Genomic DNA, 26,892 nt, shown 5'->3' with positions numbered 1-26,892 from the left:
CGACGTGAACACCGGGTCGTTCGTGCCGGGCCCGCTCGCCCTGGGCGCGGCGGACGACCCGGAGCTGACCACCGCCGGCGCGGGCCCCCGCGGGGTGCGGCGGGGCGCGGGCGGCGGGACGCAGGAGGTCCCGGTCGCCGCCCCGGTGCCGCCGCCGGCCCAGCAGGTCGCACCGCCGGCCCCGCAGCCGCCGCCCCCGGCCCCGCCCGCGCCGCAGCAGCCCGCACCCCCGGTACCCCAGCCCCCGGTGCCCCAGCCGCCCGCGCCGCCCGCGGCCCCGTCGGTCGCGCCCGCCCCGCCGCCGGTCGCGCCCCCCGCTCCGGCACCGCCGCCCGCCCCGGCCCCGCCCGTGCCGGCACCGCCGTCGATGTCCGCGACGACCCCGCCGGGTGGCGTCGAGCTCAGCCCGGGCGCCGCGTCGAACCTGCCGATCACCGTGCGCAACGACGGCGGGAGCGTGTCCGAGCCGGTGGCCGTCGCGCTGAAGCTGCCGCCCGGGGTGCGTGCGGTCGACACCGGCGGTGGTGGCGCGCCGCAGGCCCGCGCGGAGGACCCCACCCCGATCTCGGTGAACTGCCCCGGCGGCCAGGGCACGGTCGTCTGCAAGACCGGCGCCGGCCTGCAACCCGGCCAGAGCGCGACGCTGAACTTCCGGCTGCAGGCCGACGAAGACGCCGAGGGTGGCACGGTGACCGGGTCGGTCACGGCCGGCGTGCAGATCTCCGTCCACGTGAGCGTCAAGGTCACCGTGAAGCTCCCGCCGGACGCCGTGGTCCTGGAAGCCCAGGGCGACGGGCTGTCGGCGTTCCCCTGGAACCACCACCCGCTGGTCTACGTCCGGGTCCGCAACACCGGCGAGACGACCAAGCCGGTGACCGTCACCTTCGACACCCCGCTCAAGCAGTGGTGGAGCCTGCGCGGCTTTCCCTGCACGACGACCGACGAGAGCGCGAGCTGCACGACGAAGAGCGCGGTGGCGCCGGGCCAGCACGTCAACCTGTGGGTGCGGCTGCTGGGCCGTCCCAACGACGGACGGGTGACGATCAACGCCCAGCTCGGCCGGGCGACGGCACCGCCGGTGACCGTGGACTTCGGCTGCTGGCGCCACTGGTGCGGCAAGGACCCGCTGCCCACGCCGACGACCCCGTCGGTCCCCACGACGACGCCGTCCAAGCCGAAGCCGACGCCGTCGAAGCCCACGCCGAAGCCACCGGTGACGACGACGGACACCGACGAGCCGGCGAGCGAGCCGCCGGTTTCCTCGACCACGACGAGCGCACCACCGCGGTCGGGCGGGAACCCGGGGGCCAAGCCGCCGACAGTCAGCCCCGGGAAGGTTTTCGGCTGGCTGACGGGGTAGCGTCCGCGCGGTGCGCGAGCTGCTGAAGAAGCATCGCGAGCTCCTCCGCTTCGCCGTCGTCGGCGGGATCAGCTTCGTGATCACGATGTCCATCGACTACAGCCTGAAGTTCACCGTGCTGCGGACCCACCCGGTGACGGCGCTGATCGTCGGCGTCCTCGTCGCGACGATCTTCTCCTACGTCGCCAACCGCGAGTGGTCGTTCCGCACCCGCGGCGGCCGGGAGCGAGCCCACGAGGCCGCGCTGTTCTTCCTGTTCAGCGGGATCGCGCTGGGCCTGAACGCGCTGCCGCAGTGGGTCTCGCGGTACGTGCTGGACCTGCAGGTGCCGCGGCTGTCGCCGTTCGGCGTCGAGGTGGCCGACTTCGTCAGCGGCATCATCGTCGGCACGGTGCTGGGCACGCTGTTCCGGTGGTGGGCCTTCAAGAGGTGGGTGTTCCCCGACGCGGACGGCCGCCCGCGCGCGGTGCCCGCCGAAAGCCTCGAAGATCCGGACATTCACGGCAGCAAGGCCGCCTGAACCACAGGTGAACGCGGGTGCTCCTAGACTGCGTGGTGTGACCGTTGTGGAAACCGTGCTCAAGCGCACGCCGGAACCACTGCGTTCGGTGCTGATCAAGCACCGGGAGCTGCTGAAGTTCGCGATCGTGGGCGGCACGACGTTCCTGGTCGACAACGGCGTCTGGTACACCCTCAAGCTGACGGTGCTGGAGCCGAAGCCGACGACGGCGAAGGCGATCGCGATCATCGTCGCGACCATCGTGTCCTACATCCTCAACCGCGAGTGGTCCTTCCGGACCCGCGGCGGACGCGAACGCCACCACGAAGCGGCCCTGTTCTTCGTCATCAGCGGCATCGCGGTGGGCGTCAACCTGGTCCCCCTGATCGTCTCGCGGTACGTGCTCGACCTCGAGGTCCCGCACGTGACGTTCCTGGTCCAGGAGATCGCGGACTTCGCGAGCGGCTCGATCATCGGCATGCTGCTGGCCATGTTCTTCCGCTTCTGGGGCTTCAAGAAGTGGGTGTTCCCGGACGAGCTGGGCGAGCGGCGGCGGGACAACGACCAGGTCACCCGCCTGCCCTGACCGGGTTCGCAAAGTACTTGTCTTTTGACATGTAGTTGTCTACTGTCCTCTTCGTCAGTGTTCCTTCGCAGACGACGCCGTCCGGGTTCGGCCGGGCGAGCGGGACGATTCGAGGTGGTTTCCGAGCGCGAAGAGGTCGCATCCGTCCGCGGATGACGATGGAGCCTTTTCCCGACTCGACGGGACGCGCGTTCCCGCGCGTCCGCATCTCTCGTCCCTTCTGACGAAACATGGACTTTCTCGTGAGCACAATCGCGCCTCCGCGCGCCCTGAAACCTGCCCTCACGGGCCTGTTCCTGTCCGTTTTCCTCGCGATGCTCGACGCCCAGGTCGTCGCCACCGCCCTGCCCCGGATCGCCGCCGAGTTCGGCGGGACCGGCGCCTACGCCTGGGTCACCACCGCCTACCTGCTCGCCGGGAGCGCCACCGCGCCCCTGTACGGCAAGCTCGGTGACGTCTTCGGCCGCAAACGCGTGCTCCTGGGCGCACTCGCCCTCTTCCTGCTGGGCTCGCTCGCCTGCGGCCTGGCGCCGTCGGCCGCGTTCCTGATCGCCGGGCGCGTGCTGCAGGGTGCCGGTTCCGGTGGTCTCTTCGTCTCCGTCGGCGCTTCGCTCGGCGAGCTGTTCACGCCTCGCGAAGGCGCGAAGTACTTCGGCTGGTTCTCGATCTGCTTCGCCGTCGCGTCGCTCGCCGGTCCGGTCGCCGGCGGGCTGCTCACCGGGCTCGCCGGGTGGCGGTCGATCTTCCTGGTCAACCTGCCGCTCGGGCTCGTCGCCCTGGCCTGCCTGAAGACGCTCGACCTGCCGAGGCGGCGCCGGGAAGCGCCGTTCGACTTCGCCGGCGTGCTCCTGCTCGGCACGGCGATCACCGGGTTCACCCTGCTCACGCCGTGGTCGATCGCCCTCGGCGCGGTCGCGGCCGGGGTGTTCGTGGTCGTCGAACGGCGGGCCGAAGCACCGGTGCTGCCCCTGCGGTTGTTCCGGGACCGGACGTTCACCGTGTCCGTGCTGCTCAGCGTGCTCGCCGGGTTCGCGTTCCTCGGCTCGGTCAACTACCTCGCGGTCTTCCTGCAGGCCGACGCCGGTCCGGCCGAAGGCGGCCTGCGGCTGGTGCCGATGACGCTCGCCGTTTCGGTCTCCTCCGTCGTCGCGGGCAAGGTCATCGCCCGCACCGGCGCGTACCGCTGGGCGCCGCGGTCGAGCATGGCGCTCGGCCTGCTCGCGGTGCTCGGCCTGCTCACCGTGGACGGTCTGCCGCTGGTCCTCGCCTGCCTGGTCGTCTTCGGCTTCGCGGCCGGGCTGAACCTGCAGGTGCTCGCCATGGCCACGCAGAACACCGCCCCGGCCGCGGACCGCGGTGCGGTCGCCGCCGGCGTCAACCTCGCCCGCGCGCTCGGCTCGGCCCTCGGCCCGGTCGCGCTCGGCTTCGCCTACCACGCCGGCACCCACGGCGTGTTCCTCGCGCTGCTGCCCGTGCTCGCGCTCGGCCTCGTCACGGCGTTCGCGCTCCCCCACGTCCTGCTTTCCCGCTAGGAGAACCACGATGATCTTCGTCCTCGGCGCCACCGGCAAGGTCGGCCGCCACCTCGTCCCCGCCTTGCTCGACGCGGGCGCACCCGTCCGCGCGCTGACCCGCGATCCGGCGCGAGCCCGGATCGACCCGCGTGCCGAAGTGGTCCGCGGCGACCTCGGCACCTCGGACCTGCCCGCTCTGCTGGCCGGCGCGGACCGCGTGTTCGTACTGAGCCAGGGCCACAACGCCGACCGGGAAGCCGCCACTGCCCAGGCCGCCGCCCAAGCCGGCGTCACCCACTTGGTCAAGCTGTCCACCACCGGTGTCCACTTCGGACAGAAAGACCCGATCACCCTCGCCCACGCCGAAGCCGAGCAGGCGGTCCGCGAAGCCGGGCCGGCCTGGACGATCCTGCGGCCCGGGACCTTCATGGACAACCGGTTTGCGTGGGTGGGCTCGATCCGCGAAGAGAACGCGGTGTACGTGCCCGACACCGATCCGCCGTCCGCGCTGATCCACGCCCGGGACATCGCCGCGGTCGCGGCCCTGGTGCTGACGACGTCCGGGCACGAAGGCGCGACCTACGAGCTCACCGGTGGCGAAGCCCTGACCACCGAGCAGCAGGTCGCCATCCTGTCCGAGGCGATCGGCCGGCCGCTGAAGTACGTCGAAGAAAGCGAAAGTGCCGCGAAGGAGCGGCTGGTCCGGAGGTACGGCTGGCCCGCGAAGGCCGTCGACGGCCTCTTCGCCCTGAAGCGCGAGTCGGCCCCGCACGAACGCGTCGTCTTCGACACCGTCGAGCGGCTGCTCGGCGGGCCGCCGCTGACGTTCGCGGCCTGGGCGCGGGAGAACGCGTCCGCGTACCATCACCAGGAGTGACCACGGGGAGGTGCGGCGGATGAGCGACCTGCGCGTCCTCGTCGTGGACGACCATCCCCTGTTCCGGATCGGCGTGAGCACGCTGCTCGCCGCCGAACCCGGGATCGAGGTCGTCGGCGAGGCCGCCGGAGGAGCCGACGCGGTTGCCTCCGCCACCGCCCTGCGGCCGGACGTCGTGGTGATGGACCTGCACCTGCCCGACCTGTCCGGGATCCAGGCGACCCGGCACATCGTGGCGGCGAACCCGGGCACCGGCGTGCTGATGCTGACGATGGCCGACGAAAGCGAGTCGGTCTTCGCGGCGATGCGCGCCGGTGCCCGGGGCTACCTGCTCAAGGACGCCGAGCCGGACGAGATCATCCGCGCCGTCCGGGCGGTCGCCCGGCGGGAGGCGATCTTCGGCCCGGACATCGCCAACCGCGTGCTCGCCTTCTTCAACCAGCCACCGGTCAGCGAACCGGTGTTCCCGGAACTGACCGGGCGCGAACGCGAGGTGCTCGCGCTGATCGCGGCCGGGCACAGCAACAGCCTCATCGCGAGCACGCTGTGCCTGAGCCCGAAGACCGTGCGCAACCACATCTCGAACGTCTTCGCCAAGCTGCACGTGGCCGACCGGGCCGAGGCGATCGTCCGGGCCAGGGACGCCGGTCTCGGCCAGTCCTGAAAGACCGTGCGCCCGGGCAACATCGGGACGCCGGTCCCATGCGCCCGGGACACGCGAGCGGGCAGGCTGGACAGCCTGCACCGTTCGAGGGGAATGGGGAACGATGTTCGAATCCGACCGGACACCGGTGGTCGTCCGCGCCACCGATCCGATCCTGCACGACGGCGTCTGCACGGCGCTGCGTTCGCGCGACGACGTCCGGGTGGTCGACGACGCCACGGCGCAGGTCGCCCTGCTGGTCGCCGACCGGCTCGACGAGCCGATGACCCGGCTGCTGGCCGGGCTGCACCACCAGGGCTTCACCCGCATCGTGCTGATCGCGGGCGAAGTCGACGACAACGAGATCCTGAACGCCGTCGAGCACGGGGTCTGCGCGGTCGCCCGCCGCGCCGACGCGGGGCCTGAGGTCCTGGTGCGCCTGATCAAGGCCGCCGCGGCCGGGGAAGGCGCGTTGCCGCCCGAGTTGCTCGGCCGGTTGCTGAACCGGGTTTCGCGCCTGCAGCGCCAGGTGCTCGAGCCGCGCGGCCTGCGCCTGGGCGGCATGAGCGACCGCGAGACGGAGGTGCTCAAGCTCGTCGCGGCGGGCCATTCGACGCAGGAGATCGCCGACGAGCTGTGCTATTCGCAGCGCACGGTGAAGAGCATCCTCCACGACGTCACCAACCGGTTCCAGCTGCGGAACCGGTCGCACGCGGTCGCTTACGCGTTGCGGGAGGGGCTGATCTGAGCGGCCGGCCGGGCGTTTCCTAACGCGGGACGCGCTCGGCCGGCCAGCGCACCTCGGGGACGTCGGTCGGCCGCGGCACCTTGAGGAACAGGCTGAACACCGCCGGACGGCGGTTCGACAACTCGAGGCGGCCGCCGTCGGCCTCGACCAGGGCCCGGGCCAAGGCCAGCCCCACGCCCGTCGAGCCGCCGCCGGAGAAACCGCGCTCGAAGATGTGCGGCGCGAGCTCGTCCGGGACGCCGGGGCCGGTGTCGCTCACCTCGATCACCACCGTGCCCTCGGCGTCGCCGCGGCGGGCGATGAGCGTGACCGTGCCCGAGCCGTGGCGCAGCGCGTTGTCCAGCAGCACGCCGATGACCTCGCGCAGCCGTCCCGGGGTGGCGCGGGCCATCAGGCCGTCGGCCACGCGCGTCCGGAGGTTGCGGCCCTCCGAGCGGAGCAGCTCGCGCCACTCCTGGGCCATCGCCGGCAGCTGCGTCGGCAGGTCCACCGGTTCCGCACCGACCTCGCGCGCCGCGCGGGCTGCCGCCAGCAGCTCGTCCAGCGCCTCGGCGAGCCGGTCCGCCTGTTCCTGGGCCGCCTTCGACTCGTCGGCCACCTCTTCGTCCGGGTGCACCGTGAGGGGTTCCAGCCGCAGCTGCAACGCCGTCAGCCGGCTGCGCAGCTGGTGCGAGACGTCCCCGACCAGCTGGCGTTCCCGTTGCACGAGCTGGGCCAGCGCGGTGCCGGACGCGTCCAGCGCTTCGGCGACCATGTCGAGTTCGCCGACGCCGTAGCGGCTCGGGTCCGGCCGGAAGTCGCCGCCGCCGAGCCGGGCCGCGCGTTCGGCCACGTGCCGCAGCGGCTTCGCGAGCCGTCGGGCCGTCGCGATCGCCACCACCGCGCCGGTGCCCACCGACAGCAGCACCAGCAGCACGACGACGAGCGTCACCGTCGTCTGGCGCTCGTGCATCGGGCCGGCCGGGACGGCGATCTCGACCTTGCCGTCGCGGGCGAGGTCGGCCGTCTCGGTGACGGTGACGGGACCGGGGCTGCTGCCGTAGCGCTTCTCGGTCTGGCCGCTGGCCCGGACGGTCAGCAGCCCGTTCGCCGGGACCGCGGCGCGCACCTGGTCGAGGTCGATCTCCTGGCCGTTGGCGATTTCGGTGTCCAGGATCGCCGCCGCCGCGCGGGCGTTCTCCGCGAGCGTCTCGCGGTAGCTCGACTCGATCTGCCAGCTCGCCACGATGCCCAGCGGGATGCCGAGGACCGCCGCGGTGACGGCGACGGCCAGCAGGATGGCCAGCAGGATGCGGCGGCGCATGGGCTTATTCGGCGTTGAAGCGGAAGCCGACGCCGCGGACGGTCGCGATCCGCCGCTCGCCGTCGTGGGTCTTGCTGGTGCGGCCGGCGGCCTCGTCGGCGGCGATGGCGAGCTTCCGGCGCAGCCACGACATGTGCATGTCGAGCGTCTTGGACGTCTTCGACTCGAGGTCGTTCCAGACCTCGGCGAGGATCTCGTCGCGGCTGACGACCTGGCCGGCCCGGCTCATCAGCACGCGCAGCAGCTCGAACTCCTTGTTCGCCAGCTGGACTTCGTGGTTGTCCACCGTCACCAGCCGGGCGCCGAGGTCCATCCGCACCCCGCCGGCCTCCAGGACCTCGGGCACCCGACGGCGCAGCAACGCGCGGATCCGGGCGAGCAGTTCGGCGAGCCGGAACGGCTTGGCGACGTAGTCGTCGGCGCCCGCGTCCAGGCCGACGACGAAGTCGACCTCGTCGGTGCGGGCGGTGAGCATCAGGACGGGCAGCTCGGTGCCGGCCGCGCGCAGCCGGCGGCAGACCTCCAAGCCGTCCATTCCGGGCAGACCGAGGTCGAGCACGAGCAGGTCGACGCGCTGGGCGGCGGTCGCGTCGAGTACCGAAGGGCCGTCGGTGACGACGTGGATCTCGTATCCCTCACGTTCGAGGGCGCGGGAGAGCGGTTCGGCGATAGCCGGATCGTCTTCGGCGAGTAGGACCATGCTCACCTGGCCAACTCTACGGTGAGCGGGCGTGAAACCATCGTGACCGTGCCTGGCTACGAAGATGATCTGGCTCTCGCCACCCGGCTGGCCGACGCCGCCGACGCGATCACGACGGCGCGGTTCCGCGCCCTGGACCTGGCGGTGGAGCGCAAGCCCGACCGCACCCCGGTGACCGACGCCGACACCGCGGTCGAGGACGCGATCCGGTCCCTGCTGGCCGAAGCGCGGCCGGACGACGCCGTGCTCGGCGAGGAGCGCGGCGGCTCGGCCGCGACGGGCCGCGCGTGGGTGCTCGACCCGATCGACGGCACCAAGAACTTCCTCCGCGGAGTACCCGTTTGGGCGACCCTCATCGCCCTGGTGGAGGACGGCGACCCGGTCGTCGGCCTGATCAGCGCGCCGCTGCTGGGCCGCCGCTGGTGGGCGGCTTCGGGCGCCGGGGCGTTCTCGAGCGACTCGGCCGGCACCCGCCGGCTGGCGGTTTCGAAGGTTTCGTCCCTTTCGGACGCTTATCTGTCCACAACGGACATCAACTCGTGGCGCGAGTACCACTCGCGCGAGAAGTACCTCGACCTGGTGGACGCGTGCTGGGAGAGCCGCGCGTTCGGCGACTTCTGGCACCACGTGCTGGTGGCCGAGGGCGCGCTGGACGTGGCGGCGGAGTGCATCGTCAACCCGTGGGACGTCGCGGCCGCGCAGGTGATCGTGACCGAGGCGGGTGGCCGGTTCAGCGACCTGGACGGCGTCGCGCGGTACGACAACGGAAGCGCGTTGTCGACGAACGGCCGGCTGCACGACGAGGCCTTGGCGGTCCTCGAGCGCTGAGGGCAGCCCGGCGAGCACTTCTTGACCGGTCTGGACCAGCAGTGGTTCACTCACGGTGCTCGCCGGGTCACCCGGTCTTCTGACAACGTTGTCAACCGGGGTGATCCGCTCACCTCCGGGAGGAAGAGCATGCGCAGAGTCGTCACCGCGGCTTTGATCGTCCCCCTCGTCACGGCGGTCGCACCCGCGGCCGCCGAACCCCTGAACCGCGACTTCGCCGCCTACGTCAACCCGTTCGCCGGCGCGAAGGCCGGCGACACGCCCGAGACCAACACCTACGCCGGCGACACGTTCCCCGGCGCCGACGTCCCCTTCGGCATGGTGCAGTGGAGCCCCGACACGCCTCTGCAGCCCAAACCGCCCGCCGGCCAGGGCCGCTACTACGCCCGTGACCGCGACGGCGGCTACGCCTGGGAAGAGAACCGGCTCCGCGGCTTCAGCCTCACCCACTTCAACGGCGCGGGCTGCGGCGGCGCGGCGGGCGACGTCCCGTTTCTGCCGGTCGCCGGCGCCCTGACGACGTCCCCCGCCGTCGACGCCACGAAGTACTTCCCCACCTTCAGCCACGCGAACGAATCGGCGTCGCCCGGCTACTACAAGGTGACGACCGATTCGGGCGTGACCACCGAGCTGACCGCGACCCAGCGCTCCGGCCTGGGCCGCTTCACCTTCCCGAAGGACGCCCCCGCCACGCTGCTGATCGACGTCGCGCAGTCCGCGATGGGCAGCGACGACGCCGCCGTGACCGTCGACCCGATCCGGCGCACCGTCGAAGGCTGGGTCTCCAGCGGCCACTTCTGCCGCGGGCCGAACACCTACAAGGTCTACTTCCAGGCCACCTTCGACCAGCCGTTCCGCACGTCCGGGACCTGGCAGGACGCGACCGTGACGCCCGGCGGCACCAGCGCCCGCGGCGGCAACCTGAGCAAGACGACGTGGGACAAGCAGGTCGTCACCGCCGAGGGCGGCTCCGGCGCCTACCTGACCTTCGACCCGGCGAAACCGGTCCAGGTCCGGGTCGGTCTGTCCTATGTAGACGCGGCCGGGGCGCGGCTCAACGCCGACCTCGAACAGCGGCACGACTCCTTCGACGCCGTGAAGGGCAACGCACGCCGGGCGTGGAACGACCGGCTGCGGCAGATCGCCGTCGAAGGCGGCACGGACGCGGCCACGAAGACGTTCTACACCGCGCTGTACCACACGCTCATGCAGCCGAACGTCTTTTCCGATGTGGACGGTCGCTACCCCGGGTTCGACAAGGCGATCCACCACGCCAAGCCGGGGCACGCGCAGTACGCGAACTTCTCCGGCTGGGACACCTACCGCGACGAGGTCCAGCTGCTGTCGCTGCTCGCCCCGCACGAGGCCGCCGACATGGCGCAGTCGATGCTCAACCAGGCCGACCAGGCGGGCGGGATCTGGGACCGCTGGTCGCAGAACAACGACTTCATGGGGGTGATGGGCGGCGATCCGTACCACTCGATCATCGCCGGCACGTACGCCTTCGGCGCCACGGACTTCGACGCCCGAAGCGCCCTGAAGTCGATGGTGCACGGCGCCACCCGCGTCCAGCAGGCGGGCGAACGGGCGCTCGAACGCCCGGGCCTGTCGGACTACCAGACGCTGGGCTACCACCCGAACAACGTCTCCGACATGCTCGAGGAGACGACGGCGGACTTCGGCATCGCGCAGCTCGCCCAGCGGCTCGGCGATCCCGGGACCTACCACCGGTTCATGAGCCGCGCCCAGTACTGGGAGAACGTCTACAACCCGGCCACGGGCTACCTGCAGACCCGGATGCGCGACGGCCAGTTCCTCTCGCCGTTCGACCCCGCGCAGTACCAGGAAATGCGCTACCAGGAAGGGAACGCGGCGCAGTACACGTGGATGGTGCCCTACAACGTCCGAGGTCTCTTCGACGCGATGGGCGGCAATGAAGCCGTGAAGAAGCGTCTCGACTTCTTCTTCACGAAGCTGAACAGCGACGCTAGCTCGCCGTACGCGTTCATGTCGAACGAACCGTCGTTCGAGGTGCCGTGGGAGTACGCCTACGCGGGCGCGCCGTCGAAGACCCAGGACATCGTGCGCCGCTCGGCGGAACTGCTGTTCAAGCCGGGCGAAGACGGCCTGCCCGGCAACGACGACCTCGGCGCGACGTCGGCGTGGTACGTCTTCGCCGCGCTCGGGATGTACCCCGAGGCGCCCGGCCGCGCCGAAATGGTGCTGGCCAGCCCGATGTTCCCGAAGATCACGCTGACCCGGGCGACCGGGCAGCGGATCACGATCACCGCGCCCGGCGCGTCCAGCTCGGTGAAGTACGTGAAGGACCTGAAGGTGAACGGGAAGCCGAGCACGAAACCGTGGCTGCCGGAGTCGTTCTCGGTGAACGGCGGCCGGCTGGACTTCACGCTCGGCGCGTCGCCGACGTCGTGGGGGTCGGGCGCTTCGGACGTCCCGCCGTCGTTCCGCGACGGTGAAGTTCCGGTGCGCGGCCGGGTCGGCCCGGGCCGGGTCGCGGTCGCGCCCGGCGGAGCCACCGGCGCCACGGTGATCGCCGAAGGCATCACCGGCGCGGGCACGGTGTCCTGGCAGGCGAAGCCGCCGGCGGGGATCACCGTGACGCCGTCGAGCGGGACGCTCTCTGTGGGCGCGCACGGAACGGCCTCGCAGCAGGTGCGGATCACCGCGGCGGCCGGGACTCCGGACGCGTACACGAGCGTGCCGGTGACCTTCGACGGGCAACCGGTCCCCGCGGTCCTGCCGGTGACCGTCGGAAAGCCGGGGACGCTGCCCGCGGCGAGCACGAACGTCGGCGTCACGGACGACAAGTTCGTCCAGTACGGCGACTTCGGCGAGACCGACCTCTACCCGGGCGGGTTCGCGTTCTCCTACTCGGCGCAGGGCTTCGCCGTGAACGGCATCACCCCGGGCGCGACGGTGACCGCGAACGGGCAGCAGTTCCGCTGGCCGTCGAGCCCGGCCGGGTCACCGGACAACGTCGTCGCGGCGGGGCAAACGCTTGCGGTGGATGCTCCGGCGGGCGCGTCGAAGCTGTCGTTCCTCGGCGCGGCGACCGGCGCCGAGGCCCAGGGCACGGTGACGGTCACCTACACCGACGGCTCGGCCCAGCAGGCACCACTCGGGTTGTCGGAATGGCTGCTTAAGGGCGGAGCGGAGACGCCGCAGTTCGGGAACACGGTCGTCGCGAAGGTGCCGTACGTGAACTCGGCGTTCCCGAGGTACATGTTCCGGCTTCAGCGGCCGTACACGTCGTACCTGTTCGCGACGGCCCCGATCGCCCTCGACCCGGCGAAGCAGGTCCGCAGCATCACCCTGCCCCCGTCGACCGGCGCGGGGCAGGCGCACGTCTTCACCTACGCGGTGAGCTGAGGCGGCCGCCCGGGTCGTGCGTCCGTCACGACCCGGGCAGCAGGCCGACGGCGCCGCGGGCGACCTGGGCCCAGGCCAGCCGGCCGAACAGGTAGTGGCACGCGACCTGTTCGCTGGTGAAGCGCGCCCAGTCGTAGCGGTTGCCCTGCTCGCGCCAGAACACCTCCCACGCCTCGTCCTCGCCCTGCATCAGGCACCAGGCGTTGTCGACCTCGGCGCCGAGCGAGACGACCTCCGGGGGCACGCCCAGCACGCCGAGCCACCGCTGGATCGACTGGGTGTTCATCAGTCCTCTTCCCCCTTGGCCTCGGCGAGGTAGCCGAGGGTCACCAGTTCGTCGGCCGCCAGCAGGGCACGGTACCGGGTGCCGCCGCCGACCTGCCCGAACCAGCCCGCGGTCTCCGAGCGCCACATCGGCACCTTGCGCACCACGACGTACCGGCGGTACTCGGCGTCCAGGAACGCGGGTGGCAGCGAGCGTTCCGCGAACGGCGTCCCGTCGGCGAAGAGCACCCGCCCGTAGGCCGGGCCGAAGCGGTCGAGGACCGTGTCGGCCGGGACCATCACCGGCTCGGGCCAGTCCACGCTGCTCTCGGGGAACTGCTCGCCCGGTGGCCACGCGTACTCGGGGCCGAGCTCGCTGTGCCCGACGACGAACCGGCGGATCCAGACCGCCTGGGTCGCGCGCGCGTAGGGCACGTACCCGTTGGTGAGGTGCCGCGGCACCGGCCGCGACGGCGCGGTCGGCGAGCGGCGGAAGCCCGCGGTGACGTTGGTCAAAGCCTGGTCGTCGAAGATCAGCCGGGCGTCCGGGTGGTCGTTCGGCGGGAAACCGTCCGGGTCTTCGGGCAGCGGCAGCTGGCGCGCCGGCTTGTCCATCGCCACCGGCAGGTGCCCGATCGGGAACATGTGCACCAGGAACAGCGCGACGACGCTCTCGCGTTCCATACGCGGCGAGCCGAGCGGCGGCAACGGCACCGGCGAACCCGGGTTCGGCGGCGGCCCGGCCACCGGCGGTGGCGGGCCGGCCACCGGCGGCGGCAGCGGAGCCGGCGTCGGCGGGGCCGGTGGGGCCGGGGGCAGCGGGAACGGCGGCAGCAGCGGCGACACCGCGTGCGGCCAGGCCGCGGGGTTGCCCGAGGGCGGGGTCGGGGCCTCTTCGAAGGCGCCCGAATCCGCCAGGCCGTACCCGGGCAGCTGCACCGGCCCGGTGTCGAGGTCGGCCTCGACCGGTTCGGAGCCCGCCTCGGAAGGCTCGGTCACACCCATCCTCCGGCTCGGTCGGTGCCCGGGGGCACACGCTGTTCGACGCGGCCGCGGCGCTGCCGGTCCCCCTTGATACCGCACCCCTTCCCCGCGGGCGCGGCGAGGTCACTTTCTCCTTCGGGGGCTCCGGGTGGCGGAGCCCCCGGCCCGGGGCGGAGCCCCGGATGTCACAGCTTCCTTTCGGGGGCTCCGGGTGGCGGAGCCCCCGGCCCGGGGCGGAGCCCCGGATGTCACAGTGCGGCGACCACGCGGGACGGGCTCGGGCGGCCGAGCTGTCCCGCCATCCACACGCTGGCCGCCACCAGCGCGTCCAGGTTGACACCGGTGGCCACCCCGAGACCCTCCAGCATCCACACCAGATCTTCGGTCGCCAGGTTCCCAGTGGCCGATTCGGCGTAGGGGCAGCCGCCGAGCCCGCCCGCCGAAGAGTCCACAGTCGACACTCCACATCGGAGCGCCGCGAGCGTGTTGGCGAGAGCCTGACCGTAGGTGTCGTGGAAGTGCACGGCCAAAGTACCGACATCGCCGAACAGCCCGATGAGCGTTTCGACCTGCCCGGCCGTGGCGACGCCGATGGTGTCGCCCAGGGAAAGCTGCGAGCACCCCATGTCCAGCAGGCGACGGCCGGCGTCGGCGACCTGCTTCGCCGGTACGACGCCTTCCCAGGGGTCACCGAAGCACATCGAGAGGTAGCCGCGCACGGCCAAGCCCGCTTCCCGGGCCCGCGTGACGACCGGCTCGAACATGGCGAACTGCTCGTCGAGCGAGGAGTTGAGGTTCTTGCGCGCGAACGTCTCCGTCGCGCTGGCGAAGATCGCGATGTGCTCGACACCGGCTTCGAGGGCCCGGTCGAGGCCCTTTTCGTTCGGGACCAGCACCGGGTACCGGACGCCTTCGCGGCGGTCGAGCCGGGCCAGCAGCTGCTCGGCGTCGGCCAGCTGCGGCACCCACTTCGGGTGGACGAAGCTGGTCGCCTCCAGCGTGGTGAGCCCGGCGCCCGCGAGCCGGTCGAGAAATTCCAGCTTGACCTCGACCGGGACGATCGTCTTCTCGTTCTGCAGCCCGTCGCGCGGGCCGACCTCCCAGATCGTGACGGAGTCCGGCAGCTCCCCCGCCGAGGGGACCCGCTCGGGCAGTCCCAGTGCGCGCGTGCCCATCAGCGGCGTCTCTCGCCACGCGGCGGCCGGCCGCCGCCCTGGGGCGGCAGGGGCGTGGTCTGCTGGGGCTGTTGCGGGGCACCCGGCCGGTAGTCGTCGTACGGGTTGTCGTTGACCTCGCGGTAGATGACCGTGTGCACCTTCTCGACGTGCGGGATGTCCTCGAAGCGCAGCGGCTCGTCCGACGCCGACTCGATGATGAGCGTGCCGCAGCCGAAGACCCGGTCCAGCAGGCCGTGCTCGAACTGGACGCTGTTGATCCGGCCCATCGGGATGTCGATGCCGGTGCGCTTGAGGACGCCCTCGCGGGCGATCAGCCGGTCCGTCGTCACGATGAAGTGGGTGGTCCGCCAGCGCACGAGCGGCGCCAGGAACAGCCACACGACCAGCACGAGCGCGACGACACCGATGGCGATCAGCCCGACCGTGTTCCACGGCGAGCCGGCGTCCTTCGCGAGGATCGCGAGCCAGGTGCCCGCGCCCACGGTGACCAGCAGCGCGAGCGTCGGGAAGATCAGCATCTTGAAGTGCGGGTGACTGTGCACCACGACGTGCTCTTGCTCGCTGAGCAAATCGTCCGGATAAGCCACGGCGGACGCTCCCAAGGTCGGTGCGGCGGTGTCGTCTCACCGTACCGGCGAGCGAGGACGCGGTGGGGGCAACGCCCCGAAGAATCAGGCCGGACGCACGTGGACCACGTCACCCGCGAAGACGGTGTGCCGCTGCCCGCCCGCCACGTCGACCTGCAACTGCCCGGCGGCGTCGATGTCGGCGGCTCGCCCGGTCAGCGAAGTCCCGTCCGGCAGCTGCACCTCGACGTCCTGGCCGAGGGTCGCGCAGTGGGCGCGGTAGTCGCCGAGCAGGCCGGCCTCGGTGAGGTCGCCGCCGGCCAGGCGCCAGCGCCGCTCGAGGTCGTCGAACCCGGTGAGCAGCGCGATGGCGACATCGGTGCGGTCGGTGTTCGTGGCGCCCCGCTCGGCCAGCGACGTCGCGGGGAGCCCGCCCGGGCCCGGCTGGACGTCGCCGAGGGGCAGGACGTTGAGGCCGATGCCGAGCACGATCGACGGGTCGTCCCCGGCGACGGCCTCGGCGAGGATGCCGGCACACTTGGCGCCGTCGACCAGGACGTCGTTGGGCCACTTGAGCACGGCGTCCACCCCGACGGACGCGGCGGCCGCCCGGACGGCGAGCCCGGCGACGACGGACAGGGAGCCGAGCACCGCGAAGGGGACGCCCGGCCGGAGCGCGACGCTCAGGTACAGCCCGGCGCCCTTCGGCGAGCTCCACGAACGAGCCCGCCTGCCGACGCCCGCGGTCTGCTCTTCGGCGAGCAGGACGGTCCGGTCGGCGGCGCCGGTTTCGAGGGCTTTCCGCAGGTCGGCGTTGGTGGAGCCGGTGCGCTCGACGACGTCGATCTTTGCGTACCGACCGTGGAGCGCGGAGGTGAGCCGGGCAGCGTCGATCACAGACATGTGCCCACCATATGGGAGTCCCCCTAACGTGCAAGCTACTCGCTCGTTCACTAACAGGTGCGCTCTTCTAAGTTGGAACCTGTGACGACGAAGCAGACTTCGTGGGCCCGCGGCGCTGCGCTGCGCGGCCTGGTGGCGCTGCCGCTCGTCGCGGGTCTGGTCACAGCGGGCTGGCTGCTGGCCGACCGGTCGCCGGAACCCGCGGCCGTCCCGGCGCCCCCGCCGGTGGTGCGCGACGCGGTGTCGGGTCCGTCGGTCCTCGAAGTCAGCGCACCGGTGAAGGCGCAGGAGCCGGGCCAGGGCGCGTCCGGACAGGGCGGCAAGAGCCCGTTGCAGCAGTGGGCGGACCAGCTGGCCGGCCCCCTCGACATCCCCGCGGACGCGCTGATCGGCTACGCGAACGGCGAGCTGGCGCTGCGCGGCGAAGACCCGTCGTGCCACCTCTCGTGGGTCACGCTCGCGGGCGTCGGCGCGGCGGCGTCCAACCACGGCCGCGGCGGCGGCAACCTGCTGGGCCTCTCGGCGGCGCAGGCCAAGAAGTACGGCTCCGACGCACCGGTGGCGGCCGGCCGGGCGCTGTGCGCGGGCGGCACCGACCTCGGCGCCGGCCCCGGCTGGTGGAAGGCCGTCGCGGCCTACCACCCGGGCAGCGACACCGAGCTGTTCCGCCAGCGCGTGCTCGGCATGGCCCAGCTGTACGCCACGCTGTCCCTCGACCCGGCATCGGCGGACTCGCCGCGGGTCCGCGCGACCCGCTTCGCGCTGGGCCAGCTCGGCCTCCCGTACGTCTGGGGCGGCAACGGCCCGGACGCGGGCGCGGCGGGCTTCGACTGCTCCGGCCTGACGAAGGCGTCGTACGACAGCGCGGGCGTCGCCCTCCCGCGGACGGCGGACAGCCAGTTCCGCGCGCTCCCGCCGGTGCCGGCCACCCAGGAACCCCGCCTGGGCGACCTGGTGTTCTACGGCAGCCCGGCCACGCGCATCCACCACGTCGGCCTGTACCTCGGCAACGGCCTGATGATCAACGCACCGACCGAGGGCCAGGCGATCCAGATCCACACGTACCACTCGAAGGGCGACGACTACGCGGGCGCGGGCCGCCCGGCCTGAGCTCAGGTCGGGCGCGGCGCCACCAGCCCCGATTCGTAGGCGAACACCACCAGCTGCGCCCGGTCACGCGCGTGCAGCTTCATCATGGCCCGGTTGACGTGCGTCTTCGCGGTCAGCGGGCTGATCACCATCCGCCCGGCGATCTCCTCGTTCGACAACCCCCTCGCCACGAGCGAGACGGCTTCGCGTTCCCGGTTCGTCAGCTCCGCCAGCCCCGCGCCGGGGACGAGCGGCTGGGTCACGTACCGGTCGATCAGCTTGCGGGTGATCGACGGCGCCAGCAGCGCGTCACCGCGAGCCGCGACGCGTACCGCGTGCAGGAAGTCCTCCGGCTGGATGTCCTTGACCAGGAACCCCGCCGCACCCGCGCGCAGCGCCTCGAAGACGTACTCGTCCAGGCCGTAGTTGGTCAGGATCACCACGTGCACCGCGGCCAGCGCCGGGTGCGCGGCGATGCGCCGGGTCGCCTCGATGCCGTCGACGCCGGGCATCTGGACGTCGACGAGCGCGATGTCCGGCAGGTGCTCCAGCGCGAGCCGCACCGCCTCGCCGCCGTCGCCCGCTTCGGCCACCACCTCGATGTCGTCCTCGACGTCGAGGAGCGCACGGAATCCGCTGCGGATGAGCGGCTGGTCGTCGGCCAGCAGCACCCGGATCACGCGGGGTCCACCGGCAGTTCGGCCTGGACGCTGAAGCCGCCTTCGCGGCGAGGCCCGGCCTGGAGCCGGCCGCCCAGCGCCGTGACGCGCTCGCGCATCCCGGTCAGGCCGACGCCCGGCGCACTGTCCACGGTGGCCTGGCCGTCGTCGTCCACCCGGATGACCAGCGTGCCGGGCCGGTGGTCGATCCGGACCGACGCGGTGGCCGCGGCGGCGTGCCGGGCGACGTTGGTCAGCGACTCCTGGACGATCCGGTAGGCGGTCCGGCCGACCGCGGCCGGCACGGCGTCGCACCGGCCTTCGACCGTCAGCTGCGCGTCGAGGCCGGTGGTCCGGACGCGGCGCACGAGGTCGGGGACGTCGTCGAGCCCACGCGGCGGGTCCTTGTCGTCGTCGCGCAACGCCTCCAGGGTCGCCCGCAGCTCCCGCGCCGCCTCGCGCCCGGCGTCGCGGATCGCCAGCAGCGCGTCGGGCACGTCTTCGCCGCGCTTGCCGGCCAGGTGGACGGCGACTTCGGCCTGCACCTTGATGACCGAGATCTGGTGGGTGAGCGAATCGTGCAGCTCCCGCGCGATGTGCAGCCGTTCCCCGTCCGCGCGCCGCCGCGCAGTTTCCTCGCGGGTGCGCTCGGCTTCGTCGGCCCGGCGCTCGGCCTGGCGCAACGCCTCCCCGGCCGCCCCGGCGGCGATCAGCCACGCCAGCTGGAGGACGTCCCGAGCCTGCGTGAACGCGGCGCCGGTGCCGGCCACGCCCGAAGCCAGGAGCGCGAGCGGAATCGCGGCCAGCATGAGCACCGAAGCGACCACCGCGGCGATCCGGTGTCCCGCCCGGACGGCGGCGTACACGGCGAAGAGGTAAGCGACGACGGGCACTTCGAAGCCGGCGACCTGGTACGCGAGCGCGCAGACCGCGGTCACCGCCAGCACGGCGATCGGCGCCCGGCGGCGCGCGGCCAGCGCCAGCCCGCCGGCGGCCAGCGCCGCGTACCCCAGGACGTCGAGGTCCGGGCTCCGGTGCGTGCCGGACACCCCGGCGACCACCAGGGCCACCGCCACGCCGGCGGCGATCACCCCGTCGACGATCTGCGCGCGGCTCACCTCCGAACCCTAACCGGGCGACCGCGCGGCGAAGTCCTGCGCGAAGCGCATTTCCGGGCTACTGCACCTGCGGTAGCCCGCCGGTTCCTGCGGCGTCCGCGGCAGCGCGAAGTGTCTGCTCGCGCACCACGACGGGCGGCGAGTCCGGCGGACATGCTTCCGGTGTCCGATCCGAGCCGAAGGAGCACCTCATGCTTGTCCTCGCCGCGGCCAGTTCCTACGACCTCACCCCGGGACGGCTCTGGTCCTTGATCGCCGTCGTGCTCGGAGTGGCGGGGGTCGTCGCGGGCGGGCGGGCACTGGCCCGCGGCCGGGGAGCCGTCGTGGCCCTGGCCGGCGGCCTGGCCGCCGTCGTCATCGGCGGCTGGGTGGTGGCCGCCGCGAAGGGTGGGCCCGGCACCGGCTACGGGATCGTCGGAGGCTACGTGGACCTGGTGATCGGCGGGGTCGCCCTGGTCCTCGGCGGCCTGGCGATGGCCCGCTCGCGCGGTTTTGTCGGTGGTCGCCGCTAGCGTCCGGGGCATGTACGAAATCGACTTCGCCGAGTTCCCCTCCACGTCCGCCGCGGCGTCCGGGCAGTTCTTCGAGCGCGCGTTCGGCTGGGCGGTGACACCGTACGGCCCGGACTACACCGACGTCCGGGGCGCCGGCCTCACCTTGGGGTTCCAATCGGCGGCGGACGAACAGACGAGCGCACCGCTGCTCACGATCCGCACGGACGACCTGGCGGCGGCCCGCGAGGCGGTGGCGGCCGCGGGCGGCGTGGTGACGAAGGAACCGTTCGCCTTCCCGGGCGGCCGCCGCTTCCACTTCCGCGAGCCCGGTGGGAGCGAGCTGGCCGTGTGGTGCCCGGACGCCTAGCGCGGCGTCCGGTTTCCGCCGGTGGCCTGGCCGCCTCTTCGCCCCGGACTTCGTGCTGCACCAGGCCGATGGCCTGCCCTACGGCGGTGTCTGGCGCGGCCACGACGTCCCCGCTCGTCGTGCTGACGAACGTGCGCGCCCGGGCCCGCGCCACCGGCCGCGAGCTCGAATTCCCGATCCTCCAGACGATCACCGTGGCCGGCGGCCGCATCATCGAAGCCCGCCCGTTCTACTGGGACAGCGCCGCCATCGCGGCCGTCTGCTCGACGTAACCGGCGGCCCCGCCGCCGTAGTACGTCGCGGGGTCGGCCGGCGCGATCGGCAGGCCGAGCGCGAACCGCGTCACCAGGTCCGGATTCGCGATGAAGTGCCGGGCGAACGAAACCGCGTCGGCGATGCCGGCCTCGATCACCGCGTTGCCCGTCTTGCGGTCGAAGCCGTTGTTGACGACCATCGGGCCGTCGAACAGTGTCCGGTAGCGGGCGAAGGCGGCGAAGTCCTGCCCGGTGTCGGGACCCCGGAGGTGCAGGTAGTCCACGGCGAGGCCGGCGACCAGTTCGTCGTACTCGGCGCGGAGTGCTTCGTCCACAGTGAACAGTCCGCCGGTCCACCACGGCGAAAGCCGGACACCGACCCGGCCGTGCGCGGCGGCCGCGTCGACGACCTCGGTGAGGAACCTGCGACGCGCGGCCGGCGAGCCGCCGTAGGCGTCGGTTCGGTGGTTGAGCCGCGGGTGCAGGAACTGCGCGAGCAGGTACACGCCGTTGGCCGCGACCTCGACACCGTCGAACCCGGCGCGGTGCGCCTTCTCGGCCGCCGCGCCGTAATCCCGGACCGTGGCCCGGATCTCGGCCACGCTCATCTCGCGCGGGGTGACCGTGCGGCGTTGTCCGGAAGTCGGGTACACGGGCTCGTCCGGGTTCACGGCCGACGGCCCCGCCGGCTGCCCGCCGAGGAAGTCCGGGTGCGAAACGGCTCCGGTGTGCCACAGCTGCAGCACGATCCGGCCACCGAGCGCGTGCACGACGTCCGTGACCCGCCGCCACCCGGCCACCTGCGCTTCGGTGTAGATCCCCGGGACGTCCGAGAAGCCGATGGCCCGTTCGCTCACCCAGGTGCCTTCGGCGACGATGAGCCCGGCGCCGGCGCGCTGCGCGTAGTAGGCGGCCTGAAGGTCACCGGGCACCCCGCCGGGGACACGCGCCCGGGTGGTCGGCGCCAGGACGACGCGGTTGGGTAGGCGCCAGCCGCCCAGGTCGGCAGGGGTCAGCAAGCTCATCCGGTCACCTCCGGTCGCGGGGATACGTCGAGGAGGCGACGGTGAACCCGAGCGAAAGGTGACCGATGGACGACCTGGCGGCGGACTTCGAGGCCGAACGCGGCCGGCTGCGCGGGCTGGCCTACCGGATGCTCGGCTCGGCGGCCGAAGCGGACGACGCCGTGCAGGAAGCGTGGTTGCGGCTGAACCGGGCCGGCTCGGTCGACAACCTGGCGGCCTGGCTGACCACGGTCGTGTCCCGCGTCTGCCTCGACGTCCTGCGTTCGCGGAAAGTCCGCCGCGAGGAGCCGTTCGAGGTGTTCCCGGAACCGGTGGACGACGCCGATCCGGCGGACGAAGCCGCGCTCGCCGACGCGGTGGGCCGCGCGCTGCTCGTCGTGCTGGACGCGCTCGGGCCCGCCGAGCGGATCGCGTTCGTGCTGCACGACCTCTTCGCGGTGCCGTTCGACCGGATCGCCCCGGTGCTGGACCGCACGCCGGTGGCGGCGAAGAAGCTGGCGAGCCGCGCGCGGCACCGGATCCGGGGCACTTCCCCGGTGCCCCCGGCCGATCTGGCCCGGCACCGCCGGGTGGTCGACGCGTTCCTGGCCGCCGCCCGTGGCGGTGACCTCGCCGCGCTGCTCGACGTGCTGGCCCCGGACGTCGTCCGCCGCGCCGATGCCGCCGCGCTGCCGGTGGGCGCGGTGCTCGAGACACGCGGGGCCCGCGCGGTGGCCGAGGAGACCCAGGTGTTCGGGAAACGGGCCCGGTTCGCGGAAACGGCCCTGATCGACGGCTCGGTCGGGGTCGTCGTCGCACCCCACGGACGGCTGGTGCTCGCCTTGGCCGTGACGGTCGACGGCGAGCGGGTGGCGGCGTACGAGGTGATCGCCGACCCCGCCCGCCTCGCCGCGCTGCACGTCACGCTCCTCAGCGCTTGACCCGGTAGGACAGGTGCGTCACACCGGTGCCTTCCACGACCTCCGGGCCGGTCAGCTCGGTGGTCGTGTCGAGGTGGTCGAAGAAGCGGACGCCGGAGCCGAGCAGCACGGGGATCAGGTCGACCTGGACGCCGTCGAGCAGCCCGAGGTTGAGGCACTGCTGGGCGATCGTGGTGCTGGCGACCGCGACGATCTTGTCCCCGGCGGTCTTCTTCGCCTGCTCGACGGCGCTTTCGAGGCCGTCCGTGACGAAGGTGAACGGTGCGTCCGGGTGCGGCCACTCCGCGGGCTCCTGGTGGGTGACGACGAAGACCGGCACGCCCATCGGGTGCGTGCCGCCCCAGCCCTGGGTGAGGTTGAACAGGCGGCGGCCGGTGAGCAGCGCGCCGACGTTCTCCATCGCCGCGCGCAGCATCTTCGCGCTGGCTTCGGAGGTCTTGAAGGTGGCCCAGTCGACGGCGGTGGAGGTCTGGACGTCGCCGTTGCCGAACCACTCGAACAGGTGATCGATGCGGTCTTCCGGGTCGGCCACGAAGCCGTCGAGGGACATGGACATGTTGGCGATGACGTCGGCCATTTCGAACTCCTTTTCACTGGTCAGGGGCGGTTTGCCCCGATGACGAGAAGTCTTGCGCGTTCGCCCGCCGGGAAGATCTGCCACCTGGCCGACATCCGGCGGCGGGTGGCCGATGCCTTGACAGCGGGTGGCCGCGGCGGCAGCATGAACACGTGTTCATGAACGTGTGTTCACAACGGAGGGGATGGGGATGACCGGGATCGTCAACACCGCACAAGCCGAGGCATGGAACGGCTACGAAGGAGAGCACTGGGCGACGCACGCCGACCGCTACGACGCCGTGAACAGCGGCTTCAACGATTTCCTGCTCGAGCGGGTGAGTCCGGGCGATCGCGTGCTCGACATCGGCTGCGGCAACGGCCAGCTGACCCGGCTCGCCGCGGCGCGGGCCCGGTCCGCGCTCGGCGTCGACCTGTCCGGGCCGATGCTCGCGACCGCGCGGGCACGGGCGGCGGAGGTGTCGAACGTGACGTTCGAGCAGGGTGACGTCCAGGTCCACCCGTTCGTCGAAGGCAGCTTCGACCTGGCGGTCAGCCGGTTCGGGGTGATGTTCTTCGCCGATCCGGTGGCGGCGTTCGGCAACGTCCGGCGCGCGCTGTCCGCCGGCGGGCGGCTCGCGTTCCTCTGCATGACGGCGCTGTCGGGCACCGATCTCGGCCGGCTGTTCGGGGCGATGGCGGCCTACCTGCCGCAGCCGACCGGGCCGGACGGCAGCGGGCCGACGTCCTTCGCGGACCCGGACCGGACCAGGGCGGTGCTGACCGAAGCCGGCTTCGAAGACGTGGTGTGCACCCCCGTCGAGGCCGACCAGGTCTGGGGCCGTGACGTCCCCGACGCGGCCCGGTTCATCGCGGACTGGGGCCCGGTCCGCCACCACCTGGGCCTGCTCGACGGCGCGACGGCGGCCAAGGCGACCGAAGCCCTCACCGAGGCGCTCGAGCCGTTCGCGGGCCCGGAGGCGGTCCGGCTGCGCGGCACCGCGTGGCTGGTCACGGGAAGGAGGCCGTAGCGGGGCGCCCGTACGATGGCGGTGATGTCACCGAGGAAAGCCGCCGCCCAGCAGGACGGGCAGTCCCTGCACGACCTGCTGCTCGAGACCGCGCAGAAGATGATCGCCACGCACGGCACGACCGGGATGACCGTGCGCGAGATCGCGCGCATGGCGGGCGTCGCCGACGGCGTGCTCTACAACCACTTCTCCGACAAGGAGGAGCTGGTGGCCCGGGCCTTGCTGGAGCACGTGCGCACGACGGAGGCGGAGCTGGGCGAACTGCCCGTGCCCGGCGAAGGCGTCCTCTTCGGGAACCTCCGCCGCCACGTGGAGTTCGGCCTGGCGCTGCACAAGGCGGTCGTGCCGGCGTTCAGCGGCCTGGTCACCCAGCCCAAGGTGCTGGAGCGGTTCGCGGAGATCAGCGAGCGGTCCGGCCACTGGCGCGACCGGCTGGTGGCCTACCTCGAGGCGGAACGGGCACTGGGCCGCCTGCGCCCGGAGTCCGAAGTGGACGCAACGGCGGCCATGCTGGTCGGCTACTGCCACGCCTCGGTGCTGACGACGGTCTTCCCGCACACGGCACCCCTCGACCCGCCACCGGTGAACTCGGTGGTGAGCGCCGCCCTGCACGGCATCGCGCCGAGGGAGATCGAACCGGCGGACGACGAGCCAGGCCCGGTCGCCGAGACGTGATGCCCCGGCCGGCCAAGCCGGCCGCGGTCGCCGAGGGCTGATGTCCCGCGTGGCGGGACACCGGCCGCCGTCGCTCACGAGCGTCGTCCCGGCAGGCGGTATCCCTCGGGGCAACTCGCTCAGATCATCGGGTTGCCGCTCGCCGTCGTCTCCGGGATCTCCTGCACCACGTCCCAGTGCTCGATGATGCGGCCGTCGCGCACCCGCATCACGTCCGCGATCGCGCTGCCACGCGAGCCGGGCGTCAGGCGGAGCAGGCTGTGCGTGCAGACGAGGTCGTCCTCGGCGATCACCCGGTGGACGTCCAGGGTGAGCTGCGGGAACCGGGCCACGAACCCGGCCAGGTAGCGAGCCGAGGCTTCCGCGCTCGCCGGGGCGTGGGGGTTGTGCTGGATGTAGCTTTCACCGACGTGCTCGGCGAAGGCGTCGGCCGGGCGTCTTTCGGTGAAGGCCAACCGGAGGAAGGCCAAAACCACTTCCTTGTTGCGTTGCGATTCCGTCATCAGTGTCAGTCCTTTGTGGAGTTATCGACACCAAGCCCACCATGCGCGAAAGAGAAAGGGAAAGACCTGTGGACTCTGCCGCGATACTCTCCCGGTATGGACGATGTCGAGGTCCGTGAGCTGCGGTATTTCCGCGCGGTCGCCGAAGAGCTGAACTTCTCCCGCGCCGCCGAGCGGCTCGGGATGGCGCAGCCACCGCTGTCCCGCGCGATCCGGCTGCTGGAGCGGCGGCTCGGTGTGCAGCTCTTCGAACGCACCAGCCGGCACGTCTCGCTGACGCCGGCCGGCGCCGTCCTCTTCACCGAGTCGGCGAAGGCACTGGACGCCGTCACCGCGGCGGTCCGGCGCACGCGGCGGGCGGCGCAGCGGACGCCGGCGCTGGTCGTCACCGCGAAGCCCGGGGTCGCGACCGATCTGCTGCGGCGGATCGCCGATGTGCACCCGGATCCGGTCGACGTCCGGGTCAGCGGGTTCGGCGAACAGACGGAGTTGCTGCGGGACGGCCGGGCCGACGTGGCCGTGCTCGGCTGCCAGGGCGGCACGTACCACGGCCTGGACGTCGAGGTGCTGTTCAGCGAGCCGCGGGTGGCCGCGCTGCCGTCGGACCACGAGCTCGCCGGCCGGTCCGTGCTGACCTGCGCCGACTTCGCGGGGCGGCCGACGCCGTGCTGGCCGCTCTCCTCGGCCGCGGACCGGGCGTACTGGTCCGGGCAGGACGTGACCGGCGGGCCGGTGACGCCGGGACCGATCGTGCACGACAGCGCCCAGCTGCTGGAGACGGTCGCGCTCGGGCAGGCGGTCGCGCTGCTGCCGGCGTCGGTCGCCGAGCTGCGCTCGCGGGACGATGTCGTCTACCGGCCGGTTGTCGACGCGACGCCGTACTCGCTGGCCCTCGCCTGGCCGGCCGGGGCGCGGGATCCGCGGATCCCGCGGTTCGTGCGGACCGCCGCCGAGGTCAGCGAAGCACTACCTCGGCCAGGAGCCGTCCCGGCGGGGTGACCGTGTGGATCACCGGGGGCACCCGGACGTCGTCGGCCTCGAAGGCCACCCGCAGCTGTTCGACGTCCGCGTCGGCCGGCAGCTCGGCCAGCTCGTCGGCGCGGGCGAGGGTGGCTGGGGCGAGCGCGGCGGAATCGTCGAGTGCGCCCCAGATGTCCCACTGGAGCATCTCGTGCTTGTTGAGCGCGGCGAGGTCCAGCACGAGGTTGTGCCACGCGTACGGGAGCCCGCGCAGGAACGGCACGTCCAGGTCCGGCGAAACGACCAGCAGGGCCGGGTCGAGCTCGCCGGAGCGGGCGGCGGTCCACGCGTCGGGGCCGGTCAGGAACCGGTCGCGGGGGACGTCGAGGAGGTCGAACCCGACGTCGTCCACCGGGTCGCGGAAGCCGGGTGCCAGCTGGGGCTCGACCAGACACCAGCCGTCGGCGGTGCGGACCTCGGCGACGACGTGGTCGAGGTACCAGCCGGGCATCAGGTAGCTCGCGAAGCCGACGCGGGCGCGGGCCGGGATGCCGTGGTGGCGGGCCATCGAGACGAACAGCAGTGTGAAGTCTCGGCAGCAGCCGACGATCCGGTGCAGCGGCGGCCGAGGCTCGCCGGGTGGAGCCGGGTCGAGCTCGCGCAGGCGCGCCCACATTTCCGCGGCGTACCGCAGGGTGATCTCGTCGTTGCGGGCGGCCGGAAACCCGTGTTCGGTGATCGCGCCGGAACCCCAGTAGTGGAACACCAGCTGGGACGCCGCTTCACGCAGGACGGCGAGGTCGGCCGGCGTGGCGTCGAGCCAGTCCGCGTGCGGGCCGGGGTCGCTGAACCGGCTGTGGCTGACGTAGAAGTCGTCCATGGCGGCCGACGCTATCCGG

30 protein-coding genes are annotated in these 26,892 nt (G+C 72.4%); 17 read left to right on the top strand and 13 right to left on the bottom strand.

All coding sequences use genetic code 11. The features are described 5' to 3' along the window. From ISP_RS05000 to ISP_RS04970, 7 genes are all read left to right on the top strand, one after another. The coding region (locus tag ISP_RS05000; RefSeq protein ID WP_462477294.1) for a COG1361 family protein at nt 1–1,360 on the top strand (1,360 nt) is incomplete at its 5' end. Nucleotides 1,361–1,370: 10 nt separating this feature from the next. After that, the gene (locus ISP_RS04995; protein ID WP_013222897.1) at nt 1,371–1,880 is read left to right on the top strand and encodes a GtrA family protein; all 510 of its coding nucleotides are present in this window, start codon (nt 1,371–1,373) and stop codon (nt 1,878–1,880) included. Between the two features lie 37 nt (nt 1,881–1,917). Beyond that, entirely contained in the window at nt 1,918–2,445 is a 528-nt protein-coding gene (locus ISP_RS04990) for a GtrA family protein (protein ID WP_034286038.1), read from the top strand. Between the two features lie 242 nt (nt 2,446–2,687). Next, complete coding sequence (locus ISP_RS04985) at nt 2,688–3,977, top strand: MFS transporter (protein ID WP_459542243.1); 1,290 nt, start codon at nt 2,688–2,690, stop codon at nt 3,975–3,977. 10 nt (nt 3,978–3,987) lie between these two features. Next, nucleotides 3,988–4,836, top strand: a complete 849-nt coding sequence (locus tag ISP_RS04980) for an NAD(P)H-binding protein (protein ID WP_013222894.1) — start codon at nt 3,988–3,990, stop codon at nt 4,834–4,836. A gap of 19 nt (nt 4,837–4,855) precedes the next feature. Next, nucleotides 4,856–5,500 carry a response regulator gene (locus ISP_RS04975; protein ID WP_013222893.1) on the top strand — a complete coding sequence of 215 codons (645 nt, stop codon included), beginning with the start codon at nt 4,856–4,858 and terminating at the stop codon, nt 5,498–5,500. A gap of 103 nt (nt 5,501–5,603) precedes the next feature. Then, complete coding sequence (locus tag ISP_RS04970) at nt 5,604–6,227, top strand: response regulator transcription factor (RefSeq protein ID WP_013222892.1); 624 nt, start codon at nt 5,604–5,606, stop codon at nt 6,225–6,227. Nucleotides 6,228–6,246: 19 nt separating this feature from the next. On the opposite strand, the gene ISP_RS04965 is transcribed toward ISP_RS04970, so the two are convergent. Both ISP_RS04965 and ISP_RS04960 read right to left on the bottom strand, forming a co-directional pair. Continuing rightward, entirely contained in the window at nt 6,247–7,530 is a 1,284-nt protein-coding gene (locus tag ISP_RS04965; RefSeq protein WP_013222891.1) for an ATP-binding protein, read from the bottom strand. A gap of 4 nt (nt 7,531–7,534) precedes the next feature. After that, nucleotides 7,535–8,230, bottom strand: a complete 696-nt coding sequence (locus ISP_RS04960; protein WP_013222890.1) for a response regulator transcription factor — start codon at nt 8,228–8,230, stop codon at nt 7,535–7,537. A gap of 42 nt (nt 8,231–8,272) precedes the next feature. Between ISP_RS04960 and hisN the strand changes: the two genes are divergently transcribed. Together hisN and ISP_RS04950 are read left to right on the top strand one after the other, a co-directional pair. Further along, the gene (hisN, locus tag ISP_RS04955) at nt 8,273–9,058 is read left to right on the top strand and encodes a histidinol-phosphatase (protein ID WP_013222889.1); all 786 of its coding nucleotides are present in this window, start codon (nt 8,273–8,275) and stop codon (nt 9,056–9,058) included. 129 nt (nt 9,059–9,187) lie between these two features. Next, nucleotides 9,188–12,448: a GH92 family glycosyl hydrolase gene (locus tag ISP_RS04950; protein ID WP_013222888.1), complete on the top strand. Its 3,261-nt coding sequence runs from the start codon at nt 9,188–9,190 to the stop codon at nt 12,446–12,448. Nucleotides 12,449–12,473: 25 nt separating this feature from the next. On the opposite strand, the gene ISP_RS04945 is transcribed toward ISP_RS04950, so the two are convergent. The 5 genes from ISP_RS04945 to ISP_RS04925 form a co-directional block, all read right to left on the bottom strand. Next, nucleotides 12,474–12,734: a hypothetical protein gene (locus ISP_RS04945; RefSeq protein ID WP_003105220.1), complete on the bottom strand. Its 261-nt coding sequence runs from the start codon at nt 12,732–12,734 to the stop codon at nt 12,474–12,476. After that, the gene (locus ISP_RS04940) at nt 12,734–13,717 is read right to left on the bottom strand and encodes a TNT domain-containing protein (protein WP_230468712.1); all 984 of its coding nucleotides are present in this window, start codon (nt 13,715–13,717) and stop codon (nt 12,734–12,736) included. The genes ISP_RS04945 and ISP_RS04940 overlap by 1 nt, the downstream gene beginning before the upstream one ends. 227 nt (nt 13,718–13,944) lie before the next feature. Further along, on the bottom strand, nt 13,945–14,871 hold the full coding sequence (locus tag ISP_RS04935) for a hydroxymethylglutaryl-CoA lyase (RefSeq protein ID WP_013222886.1): 927 nt from the start codon (nt 14,869–14,871) through the stop codon (nt 13,945–13,947). After that, nucleotides 14,871–15,461: a PH domain-containing protein gene (locus ISP_RS04930; RefSeq protein WP_013222885.1), complete on the bottom strand. Its 591-nt coding sequence runs from the start codon at nt 15,459–15,461 to the stop codon at nt 14,871–14,873. The genes ISP_RS04935 and ISP_RS04930 overlap by 1 nt, the downstream gene beginning before the upstream one ends. An 84-nt stretch (nt 15,462–15,545) precedes the next feature. Beyond that, nucleotides 15,546–16,343, bottom strand: a complete 798-nt coding sequence (locus ISP_RS04925) for a biotin--[acetyl-CoA-carboxylase] ligase (RefSeq protein WP_034286032.1) — start codon at nt 16,341–16,343, stop codon at nt 15,546–15,548. A gap of 81 nt (nt 16,344–16,424) precedes the next feature. On the opposite strand from ISP_RS04925, the gene ISP_RS04920 reads away from it, so the two are divergent. After that, nucleotides 16,425–17,453 carry a C40 family peptidase gene (locus tag ISP_RS04920; RefSeq protein ID WP_013222883.1) on the top strand — a complete coding sequence of 343 codons (1,029 nt, stop codon included), beginning with the start codon at nt 16,425–16,427 and terminating at the stop codon, nt 17,451–17,453. A gap of 2 nt (nt 17,454–17,455) precedes the next feature. Here the strand turns inward: ISP_RS04920 and ISP_RS04915 are convergent, their stop codons facing one another. Together ISP_RS04915 and ISP_RS04910 are read right to left on the bottom strand one after the other, a co-directional pair. Further along, complete coding sequence (locus ISP_RS04915; RefSeq protein ID WP_013222882.1) at nt 17,456–18,112, bottom strand: response regulator; 657 nt, start codon at nt 18,110–18,112, stop codon at nt 17,456–17,458. After that, complete coding sequence (locus ISP_RS04910; protein WP_013222881.1) at nt 18,109–19,209, bottom strand: sensor histidine kinase; 1,101 nt, start codon at nt 19,207–19,209, stop codon at nt 18,109–18,111. The genes ISP_RS04915 and ISP_RS04910 overlap by 4 nt, the downstream gene beginning before the upstream one ends. Before the next feature lie 191 nt (nt 19,210–19,400). Between ISP_RS04910 and ISP_RS04905 the strand changes: the two genes are divergently transcribed. From ISP_RS04905 to ISP_RS04895, 3 genes are all read left to right on the top strand, one after another. Next, nucleotides 19,401–19,721, top strand: a complete 321-nt coding sequence (locus tag ISP_RS04905) for a DUF6223 family protein (protein ID WP_013222880.1) — start codon at nt 19,401–19,403, stop codon at nt 19,719–19,721. A 10-nt stretch (nt 19,722–19,731) separates the two neighbouring features. Further along, nucleotides 19,732–20,070, top strand: coding sequence for a VOC family protein (locus ISP_RS04900; protein WP_013222879.1), 339 nt, complete (start codon nt 19,732–19,734; stop codon nt 20,068–20,070). 86 nt (nt 20,071–20,156) lie between these two features. Then, entirely contained in the window at nt 20,157–20,342 is a 186-nt protein-coding gene (locus ISP_RS04895; RefSeq protein ID WP_014466615.1) for a nuclear transport factor 2-like protein, read from the top strand. Here ISP_RS04895 and ISP_RS04890 read toward each other — a convergent pair. Further along, entirely contained in the window at nt 20,300–21,349 is a 1,050-nt protein-coding gene (locus tag ISP_RS04890; RefSeq protein WP_013222878.1) for an alkene reductase, read from the bottom strand. The two genes, ISP_RS04895 and ISP_RS04890, sit on opposite strands and share 43 nt — an antisense overlap. A 65-nt stretch (nt 21,350–21,414) precedes the next feature. Here ISP_RS04890 and ISP_RS04885 point away from each other — a divergent pair, with 65 nt between their 5' ends. Then, nucleotides 21,415–22,269 (top strand): sigma-70 family RNA polymerase sigma factor, encoded by an 855-nt coding sequence (locus ISP_RS04885; protein WP_013222877.1) that lies wholly within the window; start codon nt 21,415–21,417, stop codon nt 22,267–22,269. Here the strand turns inward: ISP_RS04885 and ISP_RS04880 are convergent. After that, nucleotides 22,259–22,846 carry a dihydrofolate reductase family protein gene (locus ISP_RS04880; protein WP_013222876.1) on the bottom strand — a complete coding sequence of 196 codons (588 nt, stop codon included), beginning with the start codon at nt 22,844–22,846 and terminating at the stop codon, nt 22,259–22,261. The two genes, ISP_RS04885 and ISP_RS04880, sit on opposite strands and share 11 nt — an antisense overlap. A 190-nt stretch (nt 22,847–23,036) precedes the next feature. Between ISP_RS04880 and ISP_RS04875 the strand changes: the two genes are divergently transcribed. After that, on the top strand, nt 23,037–23,855 hold the full coding sequence (locus ISP_RS04875; RefSeq protein ID WP_013222875.1) for a class I SAM-dependent methyltransferase: 819 nt from the start codon (nt 23,037–23,039) through the stop codon (nt 23,853–23,855). A 15-nt stretch (nt 23,856–23,870) separates the two neighbouring features. After that, nucleotides 23,871–24,530: a TetR/AcrR family transcriptional regulator gene (locus tag ISP_RS04870; RefSeq protein ID WP_013222874.1), complete on the top strand. Its 660-nt coding sequence runs from the start codon at nt 23,871–23,873 to the stop codon at nt 24,528–24,530. A 119-nt stretch (nt 24,531–24,649) separates the two neighbouring features. Here the strand turns inward: ISP_RS04870 and ISP_RS04865 are convergent, their stop codons facing one another. Continuing rightward, complete coding sequence (locus tag ISP_RS04865) at nt 24,650–25,033, bottom strand: nuclear transport factor 2 family protein (protein ID WP_013222873.1); 384 nt, start codon at nt 25,031–25,033, stop codon at nt 24,650–24,652. A 96-nt stretch (nt 25,034–25,129) separates the two neighbouring features. On the opposite strand from ISP_RS04865, the gene ISP_RS04860 reads away from it, so the two are divergent. Further along, on the top strand, nt 25,130–26,032 hold the full coding sequence (locus ISP_RS04860) for a LysR family transcriptional regulator (RefSeq protein WP_013222872.1): 903 nt from the start codon (nt 25,130–25,132) through the stop codon (nt 26,030–26,032). On the opposite strand, the gene ISP_RS04855 is transcribed toward ISP_RS04860, so the two are convergent. Further along, nucleotides 25,989–26,873, bottom strand: coding sequence for a transglutaminase-like domain-containing protein (locus ISP_RS04855; RefSeq protein ID WP_013222871.1), 885 nt, complete (start codon nt 26,871–26,873; stop codon nt 25,989–25,991). The two genes, ISP_RS04860 and ISP_RS04855, sit on opposite strands and share 44 nt — an antisense overlap. Between the last annotated feature and the right edge of the window lie 19 nt (nt 26,874–26,892).

The organism is Amycolatopsis mediterranei (genome assembly GCF_026017845.1).
Classification (GTDB): Bacteria; Actinomycetota; Actinomycetes; order Mycobacteriales; family Pseudonocardiaceae; genus Amycolatopsis; species Amycolatopsis mediterranei.
This window is presented reverse-complemented; position numbering and strand designations above follow the sequence as displayed.

What these genes read in the sequence shown, in the direction of transcription:
- ISP_RS04925 (WP_034286032.1), bottom strand. Translation starts at nt 16,343, where the DNA reads ATGTCTGTGATCGACGCTGCCCGGCTCACCTCCGCGCTCCACGGTCGG.
- ISP_RS04890 (WP_013222878.1), bottom strand. Translation starts at nt 21,349, where the DNA reads ATGAGCTTGCTGACCCCTGCCGACCTGGGCGGCTGGCGCCTACCCAAC.
- ISP_RS04950 (WP_013222888.1), top strand. Translation starts at nt 9,188, where the DNA reads ATGCGCAGAGTCGTCACCGCGGCTTTGATCGTCCCCCTCGTCACGGCG.
- ISP_RS04875 (WP_013222875.1), top strand. Translation starts at nt 23,037, where the DNA reads ATGACCGGGATCGTCAACACCGCACAAGCCGAGGCATGGAACGGCTAC.
- ISP_RS04970 (WP_013222892.1), top strand. Translation starts at nt 5,604, where the DNA reads ATGTTCGAATCCGACCGGACACCGGTGGTCGTCCGCGCCACCGATCCG.
- ISP_RS04960 (WP_013222890.1), bottom strand. Translation starts at nt 8,230, where the DNA reads ATGGTCCTACTCGCCGAAGACGATCCGGCTATCGCCGAACCGCTCTCC.
- ISP_RS04935 (WP_013222886.1), bottom strand. Translation starts at nt 14,871, where the DNA reads ATGGGCACGCGCGCACTGGGACTGCCCGAGCGGGTCCCCTCGGCGGGG.
- ISP_RS04965 (WP_013222891.1), bottom strand. Translation starts at nt 7,530, where the DNA reads ATGCGCCGCCGCATCCTGCTGGCCATCCTGCTGGCCGTCGCCGTCACC.
- ISP_RS04940 (WP_230468712.1), bottom strand. Translation starts at nt 13,717, where the DNA reads ATGGGTGTGACCGAGCCTTCCGAGGCGGGCTCCGAACCGGTCGAGGCC.
- ISP_RS04945 (WP_003105220.1), bottom strand. Translation starts at nt 12,734, where the DNA reads ATGAACACCCAGTCGATCCAGCGGTGGCTCGGCGTGCTGGGCGTGCCC.
- ISP_RS04905 (WP_013222880.1), top strand. Translation starts at nt 19,401, where the DNA reads ATGCTTGTCCTCGCCGCGGCCAGTTCCTACGACCTCACCCCGGGACGG.
- ISP_RS04865 (WP_013222873.1), bottom strand. Translation starts at nt 25,033, where the DNA reads ATGACGGAATCGCAACGCAACAAGGAAGTGGTTTTGGCCTTCCTCCGG.
- ISP_RS04975 (WP_013222893.1), top strand. Translation starts at nt 4,856, where the DNA reads ATGAGCGACCTGCGCGTCCTCGTCGTGGACGACCATCCCCTGTTCCGG.
- ISP_RS04870 (WP_013222874.1), top strand. Translation starts at nt 23,871, where the DNA reads ATGGCGGTGATGTCACCGAGGAAAGCCGCCGCCCAGCAGGACGGGCAG.
- ISP_RS04880 (WP_013222876.1), bottom strand. Translation starts at nt 22,846, where the DNA reads ATGGCCGACGTCATCGCCAACATGTCCATGTCCCTCGACGGCTTCGTG.
- ISP_RS04980 (WP_013222894.1), top strand. Translation starts at nt 3,988, where the DNA reads ATGATCTTCGTCCTCGGCGCCACCGGCAAGGTCGGCCGCCACCTCGTC.
- ISP_RS04900 (WP_013222879.1), top strand. Translation starts at nt 19,732, where the DNA reads ATGTACGAAATCGACTTCGCCGAGTTCCCCTCCACGTCCGCCGCGGCG.
- ISP_RS04860 (WP_013222872.1), top strand. Translation starts at nt 25,130, where the DNA reads ATGGACGATGTCGAGGTCCGTGAGCTGCGGTATTTCCGCGCGGTCGCC.
- ISP_RS04855 (WP_013222871.1), bottom strand. Translation starts at nt 26,873, where the DNA reads ATGGACGACTTCTACGTCAGCCACAGCCGGTTCAGCGACCCCGGCCCG.
- ISP_RS04885 (WP_013222877.1), top strand. Translation starts at nt 21,415, where the DNA reads ATGGACGACCTGGCGGCGGACTTCGAGGCCGAACGCGGCCGGCTGCGC.